At 66.5% G+C, this 18414-nt stretch carries 13 protein-coding genes; 10 read left to right on the forward strand and 3 right to left on the reverse strand.

All coding sequences use genetic code 11. The features are described from left to right. Nucleotides 1-96 precede the first annotated feature (96 nt). Complete coding sequence (locus tag ACIQCN_RS04300; RefSeq protein WP_400603943.1) at nucleotides 97-1125, forward strand: TerC family protein; 1029 nt, start codon at nucleotides 97-99, stop codon at nucleotides 1123-1125. A gap of 21 nt (nucleotides 1126-1146) precedes the next feature. Further along, nucleotides 1147-2469, forward strand: a complete 1323-nt coding sequence (locus ACIQCN_RS04305) for an MFS transporter (RefSeq protein WP_400609573.1) — start codon at nucleotides 1147-1149, stop codon at nucleotides 2467-2469. Here the strand turns inward: ACIQCN_RS04305 and ACIQCN_RS04310 are convergent. From ACIQCN_RS04310 to ACIQCN_RS04320, 3 genes are read right to left on the reverse strand one after another with little or no spacing between them, the layout of a single operon-like run. Then, nucleotides 2455-3777, reverse strand: coding sequence for an alpha/beta fold hydrolase (locus ACIQCN_RS04310; protein WP_400609575.1), 1323 nt, complete (start codon nucleotides 3775-3777; stop codon nucleotides 2455-2457). The genes ACIQCN_RS04305 and ACIQCN_RS04310 overlap by 15 nt on opposite strands. After that, nucleotides 3770-4270 (reverse strand): GNAT family N-acetyltransferase, encoded by a 501-nt coding sequence (locus tag ACIQCN_RS04315; RefSeq protein WP_400603939.1) that lies wholly within the window; start codon nucleotides 4268-4270, stop codon nucleotides 3770-3772. The genes ACIQCN_RS04310 and ACIQCN_RS04315 overlap by 8 nt, the downstream gene beginning before the upstream one ends. A gap of 29 nt (nucleotides 4271-4299) precedes the next feature. Then, nucleotides 4300-6843 (reverse strand): DEAD/DEAH box helicase, encoded by a 2544-nt coding sequence (locus ACIQCN_RS04320; RefSeq protein ID WP_400603937.1) that lies wholly within the window; start codon nucleotides 6841-6843, stop codon nucleotides 4300-4302. Between the two features lie 96 nt (nucleotides 6844-6939). Between ACIQCN_RS04320 and ACIQCN_RS04325 the strand changes: the two genes are divergently transcribed. The 8 genes from ACIQCN_RS04325 to uvrC all read left to right on the forward strand — a co-directional run bounded on the left by ACIQCN_RS04325 (nucleotide 6940) and on the right by uvrC (nucleotide 18359). Continuing rightward, entirely contained in the window at nucleotides 6940-7764 is an 825-nt protein-coding gene (locus tag ACIQCN_RS04325) for a trans-aconitate 2-methyltransferase (protein ID WP_400609577.1), read from the forward strand. Nucleotides 7765-7860: 96 nt separating this feature from the next. After that, nucleotides 7861-9615 (forward strand): ABC transporter ATP-binding protein, encoded by a 1755-nt coding sequence (locus ACIQCN_RS04330; RefSeq protein WP_400609579.1) that lies wholly within the window; start codon nucleotides 7861-7863, stop codon nucleotides 9613-9615. Between the two features lie 101 nt (nucleotides 9616-9716). Continuing rightward, entirely contained in the window at nucleotides 9717-11435 is a 1719-nt protein-coding gene (locus ACIQCN_RS04335; protein ID WP_400609841.1) for an ABC transporter ATP-binding protein, read from the forward strand. Then, on the forward strand, nucleotides 11432-11830 hold the full coding sequence (locus tag ACIQCN_RS04340) for a GntR family transcriptional regulator (protein WP_400609581.1): 399 nt from the start codon (nucleotides 11432-11434) through the stop codon (nucleotides 11828-11830). The genes ACIQCN_RS04335 and ACIQCN_RS04340 overlap by 4 nt, the downstream gene beginning before the upstream one ends. 74 nt (nucleotides 11831-11904) lie before the next feature. Beyond that, entirely contained in the window at nucleotides 11905-14826 is a 2922-nt protein-coding gene (gene uvrA / locus ACIQCN_RS04345) for an excinuclease ABC subunit UvrA (RefSeq protein ID WP_400609583.1), read from the forward strand. Between the two features lie 80 nt (nucleotides 14827-14906). Beyond that, on the forward strand, nucleotides 14907-15623 hold the full coding sequence (locus ACIQCN_RS04350; RefSeq protein ID WP_400603928.1) for an HAD hydrolase-like protein: 717 nt from the start codon (nucleotides 14907-14909) through the stop codon (nucleotides 15621-15623). Further along, on the forward strand, nucleotides 15610-16278 hold the full coding sequence (locus tag ACIQCN_RS04355; RefSeq protein WP_400609585.1) for a lysophospholipid acyltransferase family protein: 669 nt from the start codon (nucleotides 15610-15612) through the stop codon (nucleotides 16276-16278). The genes ACIQCN_RS04350 and ACIQCN_RS04355 overlap by 14 nt, the downstream gene beginning before the upstream one ends. Before the next feature lie 53 nt (nucleotides 16279-16331). Then, the gene (gene uvrC / locus ACIQCN_RS04360) at nucleotides 16332-18359 is read left to right on the forward strand and encodes an excinuclease ABC subunit UvrC (RefSeq protein WP_400609587.1); all 2028 of its coding nucleotides are present in this window, start codon (nucleotides 16332-16334) and stop codon (nucleotides 18357-18359) included. Nucleotides 18360-18414 lie beyond the last annotated feature (55 nt).

An 18414-nucleotide genomic window follows, 5' to 3' on the forward strand; every position in this document is an offset into this window, starting at 1 on the left:
CCCGCCGGGCGTAGCGGGCCGCCAATTCAGCACTAAGTGCGCCGGCAGGCCGGAGAGACTTACACCGCATCTCTGTACCCTGCGAAAGGCTGCCCTGTGCTTGAATTACCCGTGTGGTTCGAGGTTGGCTCGTTTGCCGTCCTCGGACTGATCCTCCTGATTGACCTTCTCCTGGTGGTCCGCCGTCCGCACGAACCCTCCATGAAGGAAGCCGGCCTGTGGGTGGCGTTCTACGTCAGCCTTGCACTGATCTTCGCCGGCGCCATGTTCTTCTTTACCGGCCCCGAATACGGCGGCCAGTTCGTGGCAGGCTGGGTCACCGAATACAGCCTCAGCATCGACAACCTCTTCGTCTTCATCATTATCATGGCCCGCTTCTCGGTACCCCGGAAGTACCAGCAGGAAGTGCTGATGGTGGGCATCATCATCGCCCTGATCCTGCGCGGCATCTTCATCATGCTCGGCGCCATCGTGATCGAGCAGTTCAGCTGGGTCTTCTACATCTTCGGCGCATTCCTCCTCTGGACCGCCTGGAAGCAGGCCCAGGATGAGGGTGAAGACGAGGAGGACCGCGAGAACCCCATGATCGCCGCCATCCGCAAGGTGATCCCCATGTCGGAGAAGTTTGACGGCAACAAGCTCCGCACCACGGTGGACGGCAAGAAGGTCTTCACCCCCATGCTGATCGTGTTCATCACCATCGGCCTCACGGACCTGCTGTTCGCAGTGGACTCCATCCCGGCCATCTTCGGCCTGACCCAGAGCCCGTTCATCGTGTTCACCGCCAACCTGTTCGCCCTGATGGGGCTGCGCCAGCTGTACTTCCTGCTCGGCGGCCTCATGAACCGCCTGGTCTACCTGAAGCACGCACTGTCCTTCATCCTCGCCTTCATCGGCGTGAAGCTGGTCCTGCACGCGATGCACGTCAACGAGCTGCCCTTCATCAACGGCGGCCAGCACATAGAATGGGCCCCGGAGATTCCCACCTTCGTCTCCCTGGCTGTCATCGTCGGCACCATCATCATCGCCGTTATCGCCAGCCTGATCAGCTCCAAGGCCGCTGCGGCCCACATTGACCCGCGGCTTGAGGAAGATGCCCGGAAGAGCCACAGCGACGTCGACTAGCCGGTTGGCTATGCTCAGAGCGTGAACATCAATACCGCTACGGCGCTGGACCCCCGCAGGGTCCAGCGCCGTACCGTTTTAATCCTCAGCGCCGCCCAGCTCCTGAGCGGGATCGGGAACGGGGCCAGCCTATCCGTCGGATCCCTCCTGGCCGTCCAGCTCTCCGGCTCGAACGCCTGGGCCGGCGCCGTCACCACCGTGATGACACTCGCCACGGCAGTGGCCGCCATGCCGCTGGCCGGCCTGGCAGAACGCCGGGGCCGCCGGGCAGGGCTCGCCACCGGAGTCCTGTCCGGAATGGCCGGAGCCATCCTGGTCATCGCCGCCACCGTAACCGGCCTGTTCGTCCTGCTGCTGGCCGGAGCGGCGCTCCTGGGGCTGGCCACCGCCGCCAACCTGCAGGCACGCTTTGCCGCGGTGGATCTCGCGGAACCGGATAAGCGTGGCCGGTCACTCGCCGTCGTTGTATGGGCAGTGACAGCCGGGGCTGTAGCGGGTCCGAACCTTATCCGTCCGGGCGCCCTGGTGGGGGAGGCCATGGGCCTTCCGGGCATTGCCGGGCCGTTCATTTTCTCCGCAGCAGGGCTGGGCCTCGCCGCACTCCTCCTGCTCGTGGGCCTGCGGCCGGATCCCCTTCTGCACGCCCTGGAACTGCGCGGCGAAGAGGCCCGTCCGCCCGGCCGCCAGAGGGGCGTGCTGCAGCGCGGCCTCGCTGCTGCCAGGTCCTCACCGTCCGCCAGGCTGGCCCTGCTCGCCGTGGTGACCGCGCACGCCGCCATGGCCGCCGTCATGTCGATGACGCCGCTGCACCTCCAGTTGCTGATGGAAGGACCGCCTGCGGCCGGGCAGGTCCATGCCCACGAAACCGGGACGGACGTGTTCGTGCTCATCGGGTTCACCATCTCGCTGCACATCGCCGGGATGTACGCGCTGTCCCCGGTGATGGGCTGGCTCACGGACCGGGCAGGACGGCTCCCCACGCTCATGCTGGGCCACGGACTGATCCTGGCGGCGGCAATCACGGCCGGGCTCGGAGCGGGCCGTCCTGGACTGGTCACCACAGGGCTGGTGTTGCTGGGGCTCGGCTGGTCGGCGGCGACCATCGCCGGGTCCACGCTTCTTGCGGAAAGCGTCGCCACCGGAGACCGCGTACTGGTCCAGGGCGTCTCGGACACGCTGATGAGCGGGGCCGGTGCCCTGGGCGCCGGGATTTCCGGCCTGCTCCTGAGCTGGGCAGGCTATACCGGGCTGAACGCCGGCGCTGCCGCCCTGGCCGCGGCAGTCCTGGTGGCCACCGCCCTCGCGTTGCGGGGTGGAGCCAACCAGGCGTCAGCTGCCGGCTGAGCGGGCCATGCCCAGCAGCCTGGCAAAGATGCCTTCACCGTCATCGGCAATGCCGTCGTGGTGGAAGTCCCCGGTCTCCCAGACCTGCAGGCCCTTGACCCGGGCAGCCGTCTCCAGCGAAAGTTTCCGGTCCACATAAATATCGTCGGCGTAGACGGCAGCCGCCACGGGCACACTGTTGGCCGCCAGCCGGTCCAGGTCGTAAAGGTTCTTCCAGTCCTGCTTCGCCGCCAGCAACCGGGCGACGCCGGCAAGCGGTGCCAGCGCCGGATCCTGGCGGAAGTACCACGGGTACACCATTTCGCCGGTGAGCAGGAGCGGCTCGGCCTCCGGCCGGAATTCCGGGAATTCGTCCAGCACCCGCCAGGCGGCCCACCCCGTGGCCTGGCCCTGGCCGTAAATCGATTCGTGCATGAGCGCGTACAGGGGGTTGGACCGCCGCGACACCAGGCCCTGGACCTGGTCCAGGAACGTGTCCGAAAGCCTCGGCCCGGCCAGCGAACGGGTGAAGGCGTCCTCCAGGAGGCAATGGAGGCTGTCCACCCTGGTGTTGCCGCCCAGCAGCGCACCGACCATCTGGAACCGCTCTACGGTGAGCGGGCCGCCGTCGGGCAGGACTTCAAGGGTGCCGCGGAGATGCTGGGCGATGCGCTCAACGATGGCCCGGTCCTCCGGGTACCAGCCGAAATACTCGGCGTTCCGGGCGGCGACGCGCTGGAAGGTGGCCCGGTAGACGTCGTCGGCCGGTCCTGTGAGGGGCGCCAGGCCCCCGGTCACCAGGACCTCCTTCAGTCCCTCCGGCGCGAACGAGAGGTACGTCAAGGCACAGAACCCGCCATAGCTCTGGCCGTAAACGGTCCACGGGCCGGCCCCGAGGGCCTTACGGATGTGTTCCGCGTCCGCCACGATGGAATCTGCCCGGAAGTGTTCAAGGTAGGCCGCCTGCTCTTCATCCCCGCCGCGCAGCGGCAGCGTGTGCCGGTCGCAAGGGGTGGACAGGCCGGTTCCCCGCTGGTCCAGCATGAGGATGCGGAACTCCCGCGCAGCGGCCTTTGCCCAGCCGCCGAGCGAACCCCAGCGGTTCCCGCGCCCGCCGGGTCCTCCCTGCAGGTAGAGCAGCCACGGCAACCGCTCCGCTTCCGCACGGCTGTGCTCTTCGGACACGTATTCGCGGGCGAAGACCGTGATGGTTTCGCCGCCCGCGGTGCCAACCGCAAAGTGGTCAAGGGGTACCCGGAATTCGTGCTCAACGGTCCGCGTACCGCGGAACGCGTGCCGCGCCCGGACCCGGTGGCCGGTGTCAGCCATGCGACCCGGCGGCAACGGGGCTGCCGAACTGCGCCAGGGCGTCCCCGGCCAGCCGGAACGTCGACCACCCGTCCATGGGCCGTGCGCCCAGGCTGCGGTAGAAGTTGATGGACGGTTCGTTCCAGTCCAGGACGCTCCATTCCACCCGGGCATAGCCGTTCCGGACAGCGGTGGCAGCCAAATGCTGCAGCAGGGCCTTGCCGTGGCCCTCGCCGCGTGCTGCCGGGCTCACGTAGAGGTCTTCCAGGTAGATCCCGTGCACGCCTTCCCAGGTGGAATAGTTCAGGAACCAGAGGGCGAAGCCTTGAACCTCGCCCTCGGCGTTTTCCGCCATGGTGGCGAAGACGCGGGGGTTGTCCCCGAAGAGCACCCCGTGCAGCATTTCGGGAGTGTTCCGGACTGCGTCCGGCTCCTTCTCGTAATGCGCCAGCTCGTGGATCATGCGAAGAATGGCGGGGACATCATGGGGCGTTGCGGGTCGGATGGCACTCATTCCCTGAGCTTACCAACGGGACTGTCCCCTCAGAGCCGGTTGACGTCCGTCACCCGGACCACCGCGGTGCCCGTCTCATCGGAGGCCGCGAGGTCCACCTCTGCGGAGATTCCCCAGTCGTGGTCCGCGGCGGGGTCGTCGAAGATCTGCCGCACCTTCCAGACGCCCGGTTCCTCTGTGATGATGAGCAGGCCCGGCCCGCGTGCGGCCGGTCCGGTGCCGATGTCATCGTGGTCATCGAAGTAGTCGTCCAGGGCGTCCTCCCAGCGGCCGGCATCCCAGCCTGCGGCGCCGTCCAGTTCTCCCAGGGCCCCGGCGTCCTCGTCCGCGAAGAGTTCCACGCGGCGGAACATCTCGTTGCGGACCATCACACGGAACGCCCGGATGTTGGACGTGAGCGACGGCGGGGGAGGCGGCGGCGCGTCATGCGGCGTGGGTGCCGCTCCGGAGGCCAGTTCCTCCCACTCATCCAGGAGGCTGGAATCCACCTGGCGGACCAGCTCTCCCAGCCAGGCCGTGAGATCCTCAAGGTCTTCGCGCAGCATGTCCTGGGGAACCGTCTGCCGCAGCGCCCGGAACGCATCCGCCAGGTACCGCAGCACAATGCCCTCGGAGCGGGCCAGCCCGTAGAACTGCACGAACTCCCCGAAGTTCATGGCGCGCTCGTACATGTCACGGACCACCGACTTGGGTGCGAGCTCGAAGTCGCCCACCCACGGCGCGGCCTTCCGGTATACCTCGAACGCCTCGCCCAGCATTTCCGCAAGCGGCTGCGGGTACGTCACCTCATCCAGCATGGCCATGCGCTGGTCGTACTCGATGCCGTCCGCCTTCATGGCGGCCACGGCTTCGCCGCGGGCCTTCTTTTGCTGGGCGGACAGGATCTGGCGCGGCTTCTCCAGGGTCGCCTCAATCACGGACACTACGTCCAGGGCGTACGACGGCGACTCCGGGTCCAGGAGTTCAAGTGCAGCCAGTGCGAAGGGGGACAGCGGTTGGTTGAGTGCAAAGTTCGGCTGGAGGTGGACAGTCAGCCGGACGGTCCGGCCGTCCGGGCCCTGCTCGCCCGCCGGGATCCGTTCCACCACTTCAGCTGCCAGCAGTTCGCGGTAGATGCCCAGGGCCTTCTTCATCAACCGAAGCTGGGCAGGCCTGCTTTCGTGGTTTTCCGTCAGCAGCCGCCGAGCGGCGGCGAACGGGTCGCCGGGGCGCTCCATCAGGTTCATGAGCATGGCGTGCGTCACGGTGAAGCTGGAGGCCAGAGGGTCCGGGACGGACTCCACCAGCCGTTTGAACGTGGGTTCGCCCCAGGAGACAAAGCCCTCCGGCGGCTTCTTCTTCACCACCTGGCGCAGCTTCTTCTGGTCATCCCCGAACTTGGCCACTGCCTTGGCCATGGCCCGGACATTCTCGGTGACGTGCTCCGGCGCCTGGACCACCACCGTCCCCGCCGTGTCGTATCCAGCCCTGCCGGCCCGCCCGGCAATCTGGTGGAACTCACGGGAGTTAAGCAGCCGGGTGCGTACGCCGTCGTACTTGCTGAGGGCAGTGAGGAGGACGGTGCGGATGGGCACGTTGATGCCCACGCCAAGCGTGTCCGTACCGCAGATAACCTTGAGCAGTCCGGCCTGGGCCAGTTGCTCCACCAGCCGCCGGTATTTCGGCAGCATGCCCGCGTGGTGCACGCCAATCCCGTGGCGGACCAGCCGGTTCAGGGTCTTGCCGAAACCGGCCGCGAACCGGAAGTTGGCAATCAACTCTGCGATCTTGTCCTTTTCCTCACGGGTGCAGACGTTGATGCTCATCAGGGTCTGGGCGCGGTCAATCGCCTCGATCTGGCTGAAGTGCACCACGTAGACCGGCACCTGCCTGGTGGAGAGCAGCTCCTCCAGCGTCTCGTGGACGGGGGTCTCGTGGTAGTAGTAGTGCAGCGGAATGGGCCGCTCCGCGGAGCTCACTGTGGTGGTGGCGCGGCCCGTCAGCGCCGTGAGGCCTTCCTCGAACCTGCTGACGTCGCCCAGCGTGGCGGACATCAGGAGGAACTGCGCCTGGGGGAGCTCCAGCAGCGGAACCTGCCAGGCCCAGCCGCGCTGCGGGTCCGAGTAGAAATGGAACTCGTCCATGATGACGGCGCCAAGGCTGGCGGCCGCGCCTTCGCGCAAGGCGACGTTTGCCAGGATTTCCGCGGTGCAGCAGATGATCGGCGCGTCCTGGTTCACCCCGGAATCGCCGGTGATCATCCCCACGTTCTCGGCGCCGAAAATTTCGCACAGGGCAAAGAACTTCTCGGAAACCAGCGCCTTGATCGGCGCGGTGTAGTAGCTCCGCTCACCGCGTGCCAGGGCCTGGAAGTGCGCTGCGATGGCAACCAGAGATTTACCCGATCCCGTGGGTGTTGCGAGAATGACGTTCGCCCCGGTGGCCAGCTCCATGATGGCTTCATCCTGCGCCGGATAGAGGGCGATTCCGCGGCTTTCGGTCCATTCGACGAATCCCGTGTAGAGGAGGTCGGGGTCGACGGCGGCGGACGGGTTCAGGGCGGACAGTCGGGGCAGCTGGTCAACGAGTTTCATTGGTTTCCAGCTTAGTGCCCTGCCGCAGCGCAGAATCCGCGCCCGGCCACGCTAGGCTACGCCGTAGCCTACGCATCGACCACCGTGGAGACAGCCGTGAAATGGGATCCAGCCAAGTACGTCCAGTTTGGCGGCCACCGCGACCGGCCCTTCTTCGACCTCGTTGCCAGGATCGGGGCCGGGCAGCCCCGCAGGGTGGTGGATCTCGGCTGCGGTCCCGGAAACCTCACCGCCTCCCTGGCCGGGCGCTGGCCGGAGGCGGACATCGTGGGTGTGGACTCGTCGGCGGAGATGCTGGACCGTGCCGCGCCACTGTCCAGGCAGTTCCCCTCCCTGCGTTTTGAACTGCGCGACATTACCGCCTGGGAACCCGCGCCCGGAACGGACGTGGTGGTCAGCAACGCTGCGCTGCAGTGGGTCCCCGGCCATAGGGACCTGATGCGCCGCTGGCTGGCCGACCTGGCCCCGGGATCGTGGTTCGCCCTCCAGGTGCCGGGCAACTTCGGCGCCCCGTCCCATGTGCTGATGCGTGAGCTGGCGGCGTCGCCCGCTTGGGCTTCCCGCCTGGATGGAGTATTGACGGGAGGCGAGTCCGCGGGCAGTGCCGCCGACTATCTGGCAGTCCTGCTGGATGCCGGCTTCACCGCCGATGCCTGGGAGACCACCTACCACCAGGTCCTGCCAGGGCCGGACCCGGTGCTGGAGTGGGTGCGCGGAACAGCCCTGCGGCCAGTCCTCGCTGCGCTGTCTGCCAAAGAAGCTGCCAGGTTCGAGGACGAGTACGCGGCTGCGCTGAGGAAGGCGTACCCTCCCACCAGGTACGGGACCGTGTTCCCCTTCCGCCGGGTCTTCGCGGTTGGCCACAAAGAGGGGTGGGTCCATTCGTTGGATGATGTTGACGGCCCGAGTAATGTGGTGTGACAGCCGGCCGAACTTAACCCGGCCAACAATCACGGTATGGGCGTTCCAGGGGGCCGACGCCCGGCCCGGCGGCCACCGTCCCCCAGTGGAGGCAGCTTGCTGATCGGGTTGATGGGGCGGATGCTCAAGGGCCAAAAGATCCCTGTTGCCGCCATTGTTCTGCTGCAGCTGGTGCAGGCCGCCGCCAACCTCCTGCTGCCCACGGTCAATGCAGCCATCATCGATGACGGCATTGTTGCCGGCAACACCGCTGTGATTTCCGGGCTTGGCCTGGCCATGGCCGCCGTCGCGGCACTACAGGCAGCAGCCGCCATAGCCGCGGGTTACCTCGCGGCCGTGGTGGCCATGCGGATCGGACAGCGCCTGCGGGCAGAGACATTTGCCCGCATACAGACGCTATCCACCCAGGACATCGCTGCCTTCGGCACCCACAGCCTCGCTACGCGGGCTACAAACGATGCGCAACAGATCCAGGCGTTTGCCGTACTCGCCTTCACCATGCTGGTGGCGGGTCCCGCCATGGGCGTAGGCGGCATCATACTGGCACTGCAACAGGACGTGGCGCTGTCGGGAGTGGTCATCGCCGTCGTGCCGGTCCTCATGCTGGTGATGTACCGGATCGTGCGCCGCCTTGTTCCGCTGTACCGCGAGGGGCAGGAACTGCTGGACCGGGCAGGCGGAATCCTCCGGGAGCAGATCATCGGCGCCCAGGCCATTCGGGCCTTTGTCCGCCAGGGCCACGAAATCCGCCGTTTCGGGCGGACCAACAGCAGCCTCACTGCGAACAACCTGCAGTCCGCGCTGCTGGTGGCAGGCATGCTTCCGCTGATCATGCTGGTGGTCAACCTGTCTTCGGTTGCCGTCGTGTGGTTCGGCGGCCACCGGATCCAGTCGGGGGAGATGAACCTTGGGGCGCTCACTGCCTTCATCTCCTATATCCTGCAGATCCTGCTGGCCATCATGATGTCCATGTACGTGCTCATGACAGCACCGCGGGCGTCTGTCAGCGCTGAGCGCATTGGGGCGGTCCTGGCGGCCGAGCCGTCCGTCCGGGACGTCCCGCATGCCAGCGACCGGCCGGCCGGCGGCGCACCGGCGGCCGGCCCCGGCGGGCTCCTCGAGTTCCGCGGTGTGGGCTTCTCGTATCCCGGTGCCGAGGAGCCCGTGCTGGCGGACATCAGTTTCACCGCCGTACCGGGAACCACCACAGCGATCGTCGGTTCCACCGGCAGCGGAAAATCCACCCTGTTGAATCTGGTTCCGCGCTTCCTGGACGCCACCCACGGCCGGATCTCGCTTGATGGAACCGACATACGGGAACTGCCGCTGGACACGCTCCGGGCGTCAATGTCGCTGGTTCCGCAGCATGCGCACCTCTTTACCGGCACGATTGCGGACAACCTGAGGATGGCGGCTCCAGAGGCCACCGAGGACGAGCTGTGGCAGGCCCTCGAAACTGCCCAGACAATGCGTTTCATGGCGCACCTGCCGCTCGGCCTGGACACGCCGGTCGGCCAGGGCGGCACCAACCTCTCGGGAGGCCAGCGCCAGCGTCTTTGCATTGCCCGCGCACTCCTTCGCAGCGTGCCCCTCTTCCTCTTCGACGACAGCTTTTCCGCACTGGACTATGACACTGACACCAGGCTCCGTGGAGCGCTGGGAGGCGTGCTCGCTCCCGCTGCCGTCGTGGTGGTCGCCGAACGCATTTCGGCGGTCCGGCATGCCGACCTGATCCTGGTGCTCGACGACGGGCGGCTCGTGGCGCAGGGCACCCACCTGGAGTTGCTGGACACGTCGCCCGCCTACCGCGAGATCGCGGACTCACAACTCGCCCTGGACGGCCAGCCGTGAAGCGCCGGCCCGCGAAGCAGGCCGCCACCCTGGATACGGCCGTCAACTTCTGGCCCACCGCGGCCAGGCTCCTGGGGCTGCTCGCACCATACCGGCGTTCAATGGTCGGGGCCGTAGCTGCGACCTGCGCCTTCTCCGGACTGAACGTGGCCGCGCCGAAATACCTGGGAGACGCGACCGACGTCGTCGTTGACGGCGTCCTGAGGGGAGGCCTGGACGAGCGAAGGCTGGGGCTGCTGCTGGCACTCGTTGCGTCGATGTACATTCTCGCGTCCCTGTTCAACTGGGTGCAGGGCATCCTCACCGCCCGGTCCGTCCAGGGCCTCATGCACGGAGTCCGCGGCGCCCTGGAGGAGAAACTGCACCGCCTCCCATCGGCGTACTTCCAGGGAAGGTCCCGCGGGGACGTGCTGAGCCGGGCCACGAACGACGTGGACAACATCGCCCAGGCCCTTAACCAGTTGCTGACGCAGCTCATCATGTCGGTGCTGATGCTCTGCGGTTCGCTGGCCATGATGCTCTGGATCTCACCGCTGCTGGCCGCCATCGCCCTTGCGACCGTTCCGGTCTCCACCCTGATCACCGTGCTGGTGACGCGCAGGTCCCAGGCGAACTACGCCCGGCAATGGACGGAGACCGGCGAGCTCAACTCCCACGTGGAGGAGTTCATTTCCGGACACGAGGTCATCAAGGCCTTCGGCCAACAGGAGCGGGCAGCCGCTGTGTTTGCGCGCAGCAACGACCGGCTGGCGCGGGCGGCTGCCCGGGCACAGTTCTCCGCCGGGATGGTCCAGCCCCTGATGGTGCTGGTGTCCAACTTGAACTACATTGCGGTTGCCGTGGTGGGGGCCTTCCAGGTCATTGCCGGCGCCATGACCATCGGCGGGATCCAGGCCTTCATCCAGTTCAGCCGGCTTTTTACCCAGCCTGTCGGCCAGATTGGTGGCATGCTGACCCTCATCCAGTCCTGCGTGGCATCCGCGGCGCGGGTATTCGCACTGCTGGACGCCGTTGAAGATCCGGCGGAGGGCCAGGCCGAGGCAGCCGTTCCGGCGGACGGGCGGATCGTGTTCGAGGACGTGACGTTTGGCTATCCCGGCGCCGGCCCCGCCGTCAGGAACCTCTCCTTTACTGCAGAGCCGGGACAGACTGTGGCGATCGTGGGCCATACCGGTGCCGGCAAATCCACGGTTGTGAACCTCCTGCTGCGCTTCTGTGAGCCGGACTCCGGCCGGATAACCCTTGGCGGCGTGGAACTGGGGGCGATCGCCCGGGACCGGCTGCGGGCCCGGTTTGGCGTGGTCCTCCAGGACGCCTGGCTGTTTGACGGAACCATCCGCGAAAACATCGCCTACGGGAATCCGGACGCTCCGGAAGAGGCCATTGTCGCGGCCGCCGAGGCCAGCCATGTGGACCGCTTTGTGCGTTCCCTTCCGGCCGGCTATGCCACCGTGCTGGAGAACGGCGGCGATCCCTTGAGCCAGGGACAGCGGCAGCTGATCAGTATTGCCCGGGCCCACCTGGCCCGGCGCGACATCCTGGTCCTGGACGAGGCGACAAGCTCCGTCGACTCCCGGACCGAACTCCTGATCCGGCAGGCGATGGAGCGGCTGCTCCACGGCAGGACCAGCCTGGTGATCGCCCACCGTTTGTCCACGGTGCGCAACGCTGATCTAATTCTCGTCATGGACCACGGACGCATCGTTGAACAGGGCACACACCGGAACCTGCTTGCCGCCAACGGCTACTACACCAGGCTCTACAACGCGCAGTTCACGCCCGGGAAGGACCGCACCGCGGCGCTGGAGGCCGGCTCTTGAGCGCCGCCGCCAGGACCGCTGCCCAGGGCTTCCCCGGCACCTGGAAGCCCAACCCCACCAGCACCGTGGCCTTGTTTGAGCAGCTTCGCCTCCAGATCATCCATCTCGTGGACAATTCAAACCTGCCCGCCGGCACCCGGCTGCCGGCGGTCCGTGCCCTGGCGGCGGAGCTGGATGTTGCACCGCACACCGTTGCCCGGGCCTACAAGGAACTGGAAGCCGCCGGGATCGTGGCAACCCGCGGAAGGAACGGCACCGTCGTCTGCGCCCGGGACGAACGGCTTGGCGGACTGTCCTCGGCCGCCGCCGCCTACGCCGCAGCTGCCAAGGCACAGGGCGCCACGTTCGCCGAGGCCGTCCAGCTACTGGCCGCGGCATACGACGCCGGCCAGTAGGGAGACGCCGGCCAGGAGGGAGCTGAGGCCATCCTGCGTGGAGGTTCGAAGAAGTTTTCGATTAGCATGATGGAGTGCCTAAAGCCGTAGCTGAAGAAACCGCCTCCCCTTCCGTACTTTCCGCCGGTTCGGATGTTGTACCGCACCGGCCGGACCTCTCCCGGCTGGTCGTCAAGGGAGCACGCGAACACAACCTCCGCAACGTGGACCTGGACCTGCCGCGCGATGCCATGATCGTGTTCACCGGGCTGTCAGGTTCCGGAAAGTCCTCCCTGGCCTTCGACACCATCTTCGCCGAGGGCCAGCGCCGCTATGTCGAATCGCTTTCCGCCTACGCGCGCCAGTTCCTCGGACAGGTGGACAAGCCTGACGTCGACTTCATCGAGGGACTGTCCCCGGCAGTGTCCATCGACCAGAAGTCCACCAGCAAGAACCCCCGGTCCACCGTGGGCACCATTACCGAGATCTACGACTACATGCGCCTGCTCTGGGCCCGTGTGGGACGTCCCCACTGCCCCGAGTGCGGCGAGCCGGTCACCAAGCAGACACCCCAGCAGATCGTGGACCAGCTCCTCGAACTGGACGAAGGAACCCGCTTCCAGGTCCTGGCTCCCGTCGTCCGCGGCCGCAAGGGCGAGTTCGTGGACCTGTTCAAGGAACTCACGGCCAAGGGCTACTCGCGTGCCAGGGTGGACGGCGAACTGGTCCAGCTCAGCGAGCCGCCCAAGCTGGGCAAGCAGTTCAAGCACACCATCGAAGTGGTGGTTGACCGCCTTGTGGTCAAGGAAGGCATCAGGCAGCGGCTGACCGATTCCATCGAGACCGCCCTGGGGCTCGCCGAAGGCCGGGTGCTGGCCGACTTCGTCGACCTGGAAGCAGACGCCCCCGGCAGGATCAGGGCATTCTCGGAGAACCTGGCGTGCCCCAACGAGCATCCCCTCGCGATTGACGAAATCGAACCCCGGTCCTTCTCCTTCAACAACCCCTTCGGTGCCTGCGCGGCCTGCAGCGGCATCGGCACGCGCCTCGAAGTGGATGAGGAACTCATCGTTCCCAACCCGGAGCTTTCACTGTCCGAGGGCGCCATTGCCCCCTGGTCACTGGGCACCGCCACCACCGAGTATTGGAACCGGCTCCTGGAAGGCCTGGCCAAGGAAGTGGGCTTCTCCATGACCACCCCCTGGGAGAAGCTGGGCAAGGACGTGCGCCAGACCGTCCTTCATGGCAAGGACCACAAGGTCGTGGTGCAGTACCGCAACCGCTTCGGCCGCGAACGCAAGTACAGCACCGGATTCGAAGGTGCCATCCAGTACGTCCACCGCAAGCATGGCGAAACGGACTCGGACTGGGCCCGCGACCGCTACGAGGAATACATGCGGCAGGTCCCCTGCCCGGCCTGCAACGGCGCCCGCCTGAACCCGGCGTCGCTCTCAGTGCTCATCAATGGCAAGTCCATCGCGGATGTGGCTGCGCTCCCCATGCGGGAATGTGCCGCTTTCCTGAACAACCTCGTCCTGACCGGCCGTGAGGCCCAGATCGCGCACCAGGTGCTGAAGGAGATCCAGGCGCGGCTCACCTTCCTGCTGGACGTAGGACTGGAATACCTGAACCTGGAGCGGCCCTCCGCTACCCTTTCCGGTGGCGAAGCCCAGCGCATCCGGCTTGCCACCCAGATCGGCTCCGGTCTGGTGGGCGTGCTCTACGTGCTGGACGAGCCCTCCATCGGGCTCCACCAGCGCGACAACCGGCGCCTCATCGACACCCTCACCCGGCTGCGGGACATGGGCAACACCCTCATCGTCGTGGAGCATGACGAGGACACCATCCAGGTTGCCGACTGGATCGTGGACATCGGACCGGGCGCGGGGGAGCACGGCGGCCAGGTGGTCCACTCAGGTTCTTACCCGGCCCTGCTGGAGAACAAGGCTTCGATGACGGGCGACTACCTTGCCGGCCGGAAGAAAATCGACGTGCCGGCCAAGCGCCGCAAGTACGACAAGAAGCGCGAGATCAAGGTGGTCGGCGCCAGGGAAAACAACCTGCTGAACGTGGACGCCGCCTTCCCGCTGGGGCTCTTCACCGCGGTAACCGGCGTCAGCGGCTCCGGCAAGTCCACACTGGTCAACGAAATCCTCTACAAAGTACTGGCCAACAAGCTCAACGGCGCCAAGCAGGTGGCCGGACGGCACAAGACGGTCCAGGGGCTGGAACACCTGGACAAGGTGGTCCACGTGGACCAGAGCCCCATTGGCCGTACGCCGCGCTCCAACCCGGCCACCTACACCGGGGTTTTCGACAACATCCGCAAGCTTTTCGCGGAAACCACTGAGGCCAAGGTGCGCGGCTATCTTCCCGGACGCTTCTCGTTCAACGTCAAGGGCGGCCGCTGCGAGGCCTGCTCGGGTGACGGAACGCTGAAGATCGAAATGAACTTCCTGCCGGACGTCTATGTCCCGTGCGAGGTGTGCCACGGTGCCCGTTACAACCGCGAGACGCTCGAGGTGCACTACAAGGGCAAGACCATTGCCGATGTCCTCAACATGCCCATCGAGGAGGCCGCAGAGTTCTTCGCTGCGTTCACACCCATCGCCAGGCACCTGCGGACCCTGGTGGACGTGGGACTGGGCTACGTCCGCCTCGGCCAGCCCGCCACCACCCTCTCCGGCGGTGAAGCGCAGCGCGTCAAGCTGGCCTCGGAGCTGCAAAAGCGTTCCAACGGCCGCAGCATCTATGTTCTGGATGAGCCCACCACCGGCCTGCACTTCGAGGACATCCGCAAGCTCCTCCTGGTGCTCCAGGGCCTGGTGGACAAGGGCAACACGGTGATCACCATTGAACACAACCTGGACGTCATCAAGAGTGCGGACTGGATCGTGGACCTGGGCCCGGACGGGGGCTCAGGAGGCGGGCAGATAGTGGCGTCGGGGACCCCGGAACAGGTCGCAAAGTCCACCACCAGCCACACGGCCAGGTTCCTCGCGGAAATCCTGGGCTAGCCCGCCGGCCCGGACACTGGAATATTCCTTAAGGGGAATGCGAGTTTCAGGCTTGTGTGCTCTCGTGAGAAACTAGCCCGGTGACTCAAACAACAGTGCCCGTGATCTTTGACCTGGACGGCACTCTTGTCGATCCGGCCGGTGGGATAACAGGGGGAATTTCCGCGGCCCTCGCCGAAACCGGGCTTCCCGTTCCCGCACCGGAACTCCTGGAGACCATGATCGGCCCCAGGCTCAGTGACTCACTGTTGAATATCGCCAAGGTCCCGGCGGACAAGCTGGAGGACGTGGTGCGCCGTTACCGCGGGCACTACATGGTCAGCGGAATGGCTCAAAGCCGGCTCTACCCCGGGATCCGCGACGTGCTGGAATCCTTCGCGGCGTCCGGACGGCCCCTGGCGGTCGCCACCCAGAAACCCCAGGGTATGGCACGGAAACTGCTGGCCCTTCACCGCATCGACGGATTCTTCCGCGGCATCCACGGGGCGCCGGACGAGGAGGTTTCCTTCGATGGCGTTCCCGTCGGGAAGTCGGCAATGATCGCCGCCGCCCTCAGGGACCTGGACACCCGGCACGCGGTCATGGTGGGGGACCGGGCCCAGGATGTGGACGGCGCGGTGGCGAACGGACTCGACTGCGTAGGCGTCGCCTGGGGCTTCGCCGCCGAGGGTGAGCTTGAAAGCGCCGGTGCCGTCGCCGTCGTCCATACCCCTGCAGCCCTGCTGGAGGCTGTGGGCCGCCTCCAGGCCATCCACACCGCGGCCATGAGCGGGGTGACCAACGATGGAAATGTTTGATGCCGTTCGCTGGACCACGCGAAACCTGATCGCCGGCACCTGCCGTCCCACCGTCGTAGGACTCGAAAACGTCCCGGCAGACGGTCCGTTTATTGTCGCGCCCAACCACCTGTCCTTCTTCGACAGCGTGATCGTGCAGGCCCTCATGCCCCGGCCCGTCGCCTTCTTCGCCAAGGCAGAGTACTTCACCACCGGCGGCCTCAAGGGGAAGGCGATGAAGGCGTTCTTCGAATCCGTCGGCTCCATCCCGGTGGAGCGCGGTGAGCAGGCCGCCAGCGTCCAGGCCCTGAAGACGCTCCTGGACATCCTGGAGGCGGGCAAGGGCATCGGTATCTACCCGGAGGGGACCCGGTCCAGGGACGGCATACTGTACCGCGGCCGGACCGGCGTCGGCTGGCTCGCCCTGACCACCGGAGCGCCCGTGATTCCGGTGGGTCTCATCGGTACCGAGAACCTCCAGCGTGCCGGTGAGAAGGGCGTGCGGCCGCAGCACTTCACCATGAAGGTGGGGGAGCCGCTCTATTTCGACAGGACAGGACCGGACCACTCACTGCCGGCACGCCGTGAAGTGACGGACCGGATCATGGACGCCATTGCGGCCCTCAGCGGCCAGGAGCGGTCCACCAGCTACAACCAGAGCAAATCCGCCGGGTAGGCCCGCGGCGAACGGCGGCAAGGCACGGCCTGCCGGCTCAGTAGAATGGATAAGTGGCAAATCCAGCAAGTTACCGGCCCCGGACCGGTGAAATTCCCACCAACCCGGGGGTCTACCGGTTCAGGGACGCGCACGGCCGCGTCATCTACGTGGGCAAGGCCAAGAGCCTCCGCTCGCGGCTGAGCTCCTACTTCGCCAACCCAGCGGGCCTGATGCCCAAGACCTATGCCATGGTGCATGCCGCGAGCAGCGTGGAGTGGACCGTGGTGGGCAGCGAACTGGAATCGCTGCAGCTTGAATATACCTGGATCAAGGAATTCAAGCCGCGCTTCAACGTGGTGTTCCGGGACGACAAGACGTATCCCTACCTGGCAGTGACGATGGGCGAGAAATACCCCCGCGTCCAGGTAATGCGCGGCGACCGCCGGAAGGGCACCCGGTATTTCGGTCCCTACACGGCCGGAGCCATCCGGGAGACCATGGACACCCTCCTGCGCGTCTTCCCTGTCCGCAGCTGCAGCGCCGGCGTCTTCAAACGGGCCGAGGCCAGCGGCCGGCCCTGCCTGCTCGGCTACATCGACAAATGCTCCGCCCCGTGCGTAGGACGGATCTCGCCGGAGGACCACCGGGCCCTGGCCGATGATTTTTGCGCCTTCATGGGCGGTGAAGCCAAGCGATTCATTGCCAAGCTGGAGAAGCAAATGGCCGAGGCCGTGGCGCGCCTGGACTATGAACGCGCCGCGCGGCTCCGTGATGACATCACTGCCATGCGCAAGGTCTTTGAACGCAACGCCGTGGTCCTCGCGGAGGATACCGATGCGGACATCTTCGCCCTGCACGAGGATGAGCTCGAGGCCGCCGTGCAGGTGTTCCACGTCCGCGGCGGACGCGTCCGCGGCCAGCGCGGCTGGGTGGTGGAAAAGGTGGAGGACTCCACCACTCCGGACCTCGTGGAGCACCTGCTCCAGCAGGTGTACGGCGAAGACGGTGACACGCAGGGCCGGCTTCCCCGTGAAGTCCTGGTTCCGGTGGAACCGAGCAATGCCGCGGAACTGGCCCGGTGGCTCGGTGGGCTGCGCGGCGCGAAAGTCGATATCCGGGTCCCCCGCCGCGGCGACAAGGCCGCGCTCATGGGAACGGTGCGCGAGAACGCCGAACATGCCCTGAAACTGCACAAGACGCGCCGCGCCGGTGATCTCACCGTCAGGTCGCAGGCCCTGCAGGAACTCCAGGAGGCCCTGGACCTGCCGGTGGCCCTGCTGCGGATCGAATGCTTCGACGTCTCGCACGTGCAGGGAACCAACGTGGTGGCTTCCATGGTGGTGGTGGAGGACGGGCTCCCCAAGAAGGCGGATTACCGCAAGTTCTCCATCACCGGGGCCGCCGCTGCGGATGACACCGCCGCCATGCGGGACGTCCTGACGCGCCGGTTCCGGCACTATCTGCAGGACAAGACGGCGCAGGTGGACGGGACGGCGCAGGTGGACGGGACGGCGCAGGTGGACGGGACGGCGCAGGATGGCCCGGCGTCCGGTGCCCCCGATGCCGTCCTGGACACCACCACCCCCGCCCCCAAGGCAAAGTTCGCCTACCCGCCCAACCTGGTGGTTGTGGACGGCGGCAAGCCGCAGGTGAACGCGGCCGCCAGGGCCCTGGCGGACCTGGGCATCGACGACGTCTACGTGGTGGGGCTGGCCAAGCGGCTGGAGGAGGTGTGGCTGCCGGAGAGCGACTTCCCGGTCATCCTGCCCCGGTCATCCCAAGGCCTCTACCTTTTGCAGCGCATCCGCGACGAAGCCCACCGGTTCGCGATCTCGTTCCACCGGCAGAAGCGCGGCAAGGCCATGACCGTGTCCGCGCTGGACAGCGTGCCCGGCCTGGGCGCGGCCAAGCGCAGGGCCCTCCTGGCGCACTTCGGGTCCGTCAAGGGCATCAAGGCTGCCACAGCCGAGGAGCTTGCCACGGCCAAGGGAATCGGGCCGGCGCTGGCCGGAGCGATCGTCAGCCACTTCGCGGCCGCCGGGGCCGCGCCGGCTGCGCCCGCCATCAACATGACCACCGGCGAAATCATCGAAACTTAGCTAGGGTAAAGGCGGGGGACTGCCGGTGCGGCCACCGGCAGTAAGACGAACGGAA

The sequence above is a fragment of the Pseudarthrobacter sp. NPDC092424 genome, from assembly GCF_044754925.1.
Lineage (GTDB): Bacteria > Actinomycetota > Actinomycetes > Actinomycetales > Micrococcaceae > Arthrobacter.

Excerpts from the sequence above, each read along its gene's own strand:
- ACIQCN_RS04335 (WP_400609841.1), top strand. The coding sequence starts at position 9,717 with ATGGTCGGGGCCGTAGCTGCGACCTGCGCCTTCTCCGGACTGAACGTG.
- ACIQCN_RS04320 (WP_400603937.1), bottom strand. The coding sequence starts at position 6,843 with ATGAAACTCGTTGACCAGCTGCCCCGACTGTCCGCCCTGAACCCGTCC.
- ACIQCN_RS04310 (WP_400609575.1), bottom strand. The coding sequence starts at position 3,777 with ATGGCTGACACCGGCCACCGGGTCCGGGCGCGGCACGCGTTCCGCGGT.
- ACIQCN_RS04355 (WP_400609585.1), top strand. The coding sequence starts at position 15,610 with ATGGAAATGTTTGATGCCGTTCGCTGGACCACGCGAAACCTGATCGCC.
- ACIQCN_RS04315 (WP_400603939.1), bottom strand. The coding sequence starts at position 4,270 with ATGAGTGCCATCCGACCCGCAACGCCCCATGATGTCCCCGCCATTCTT.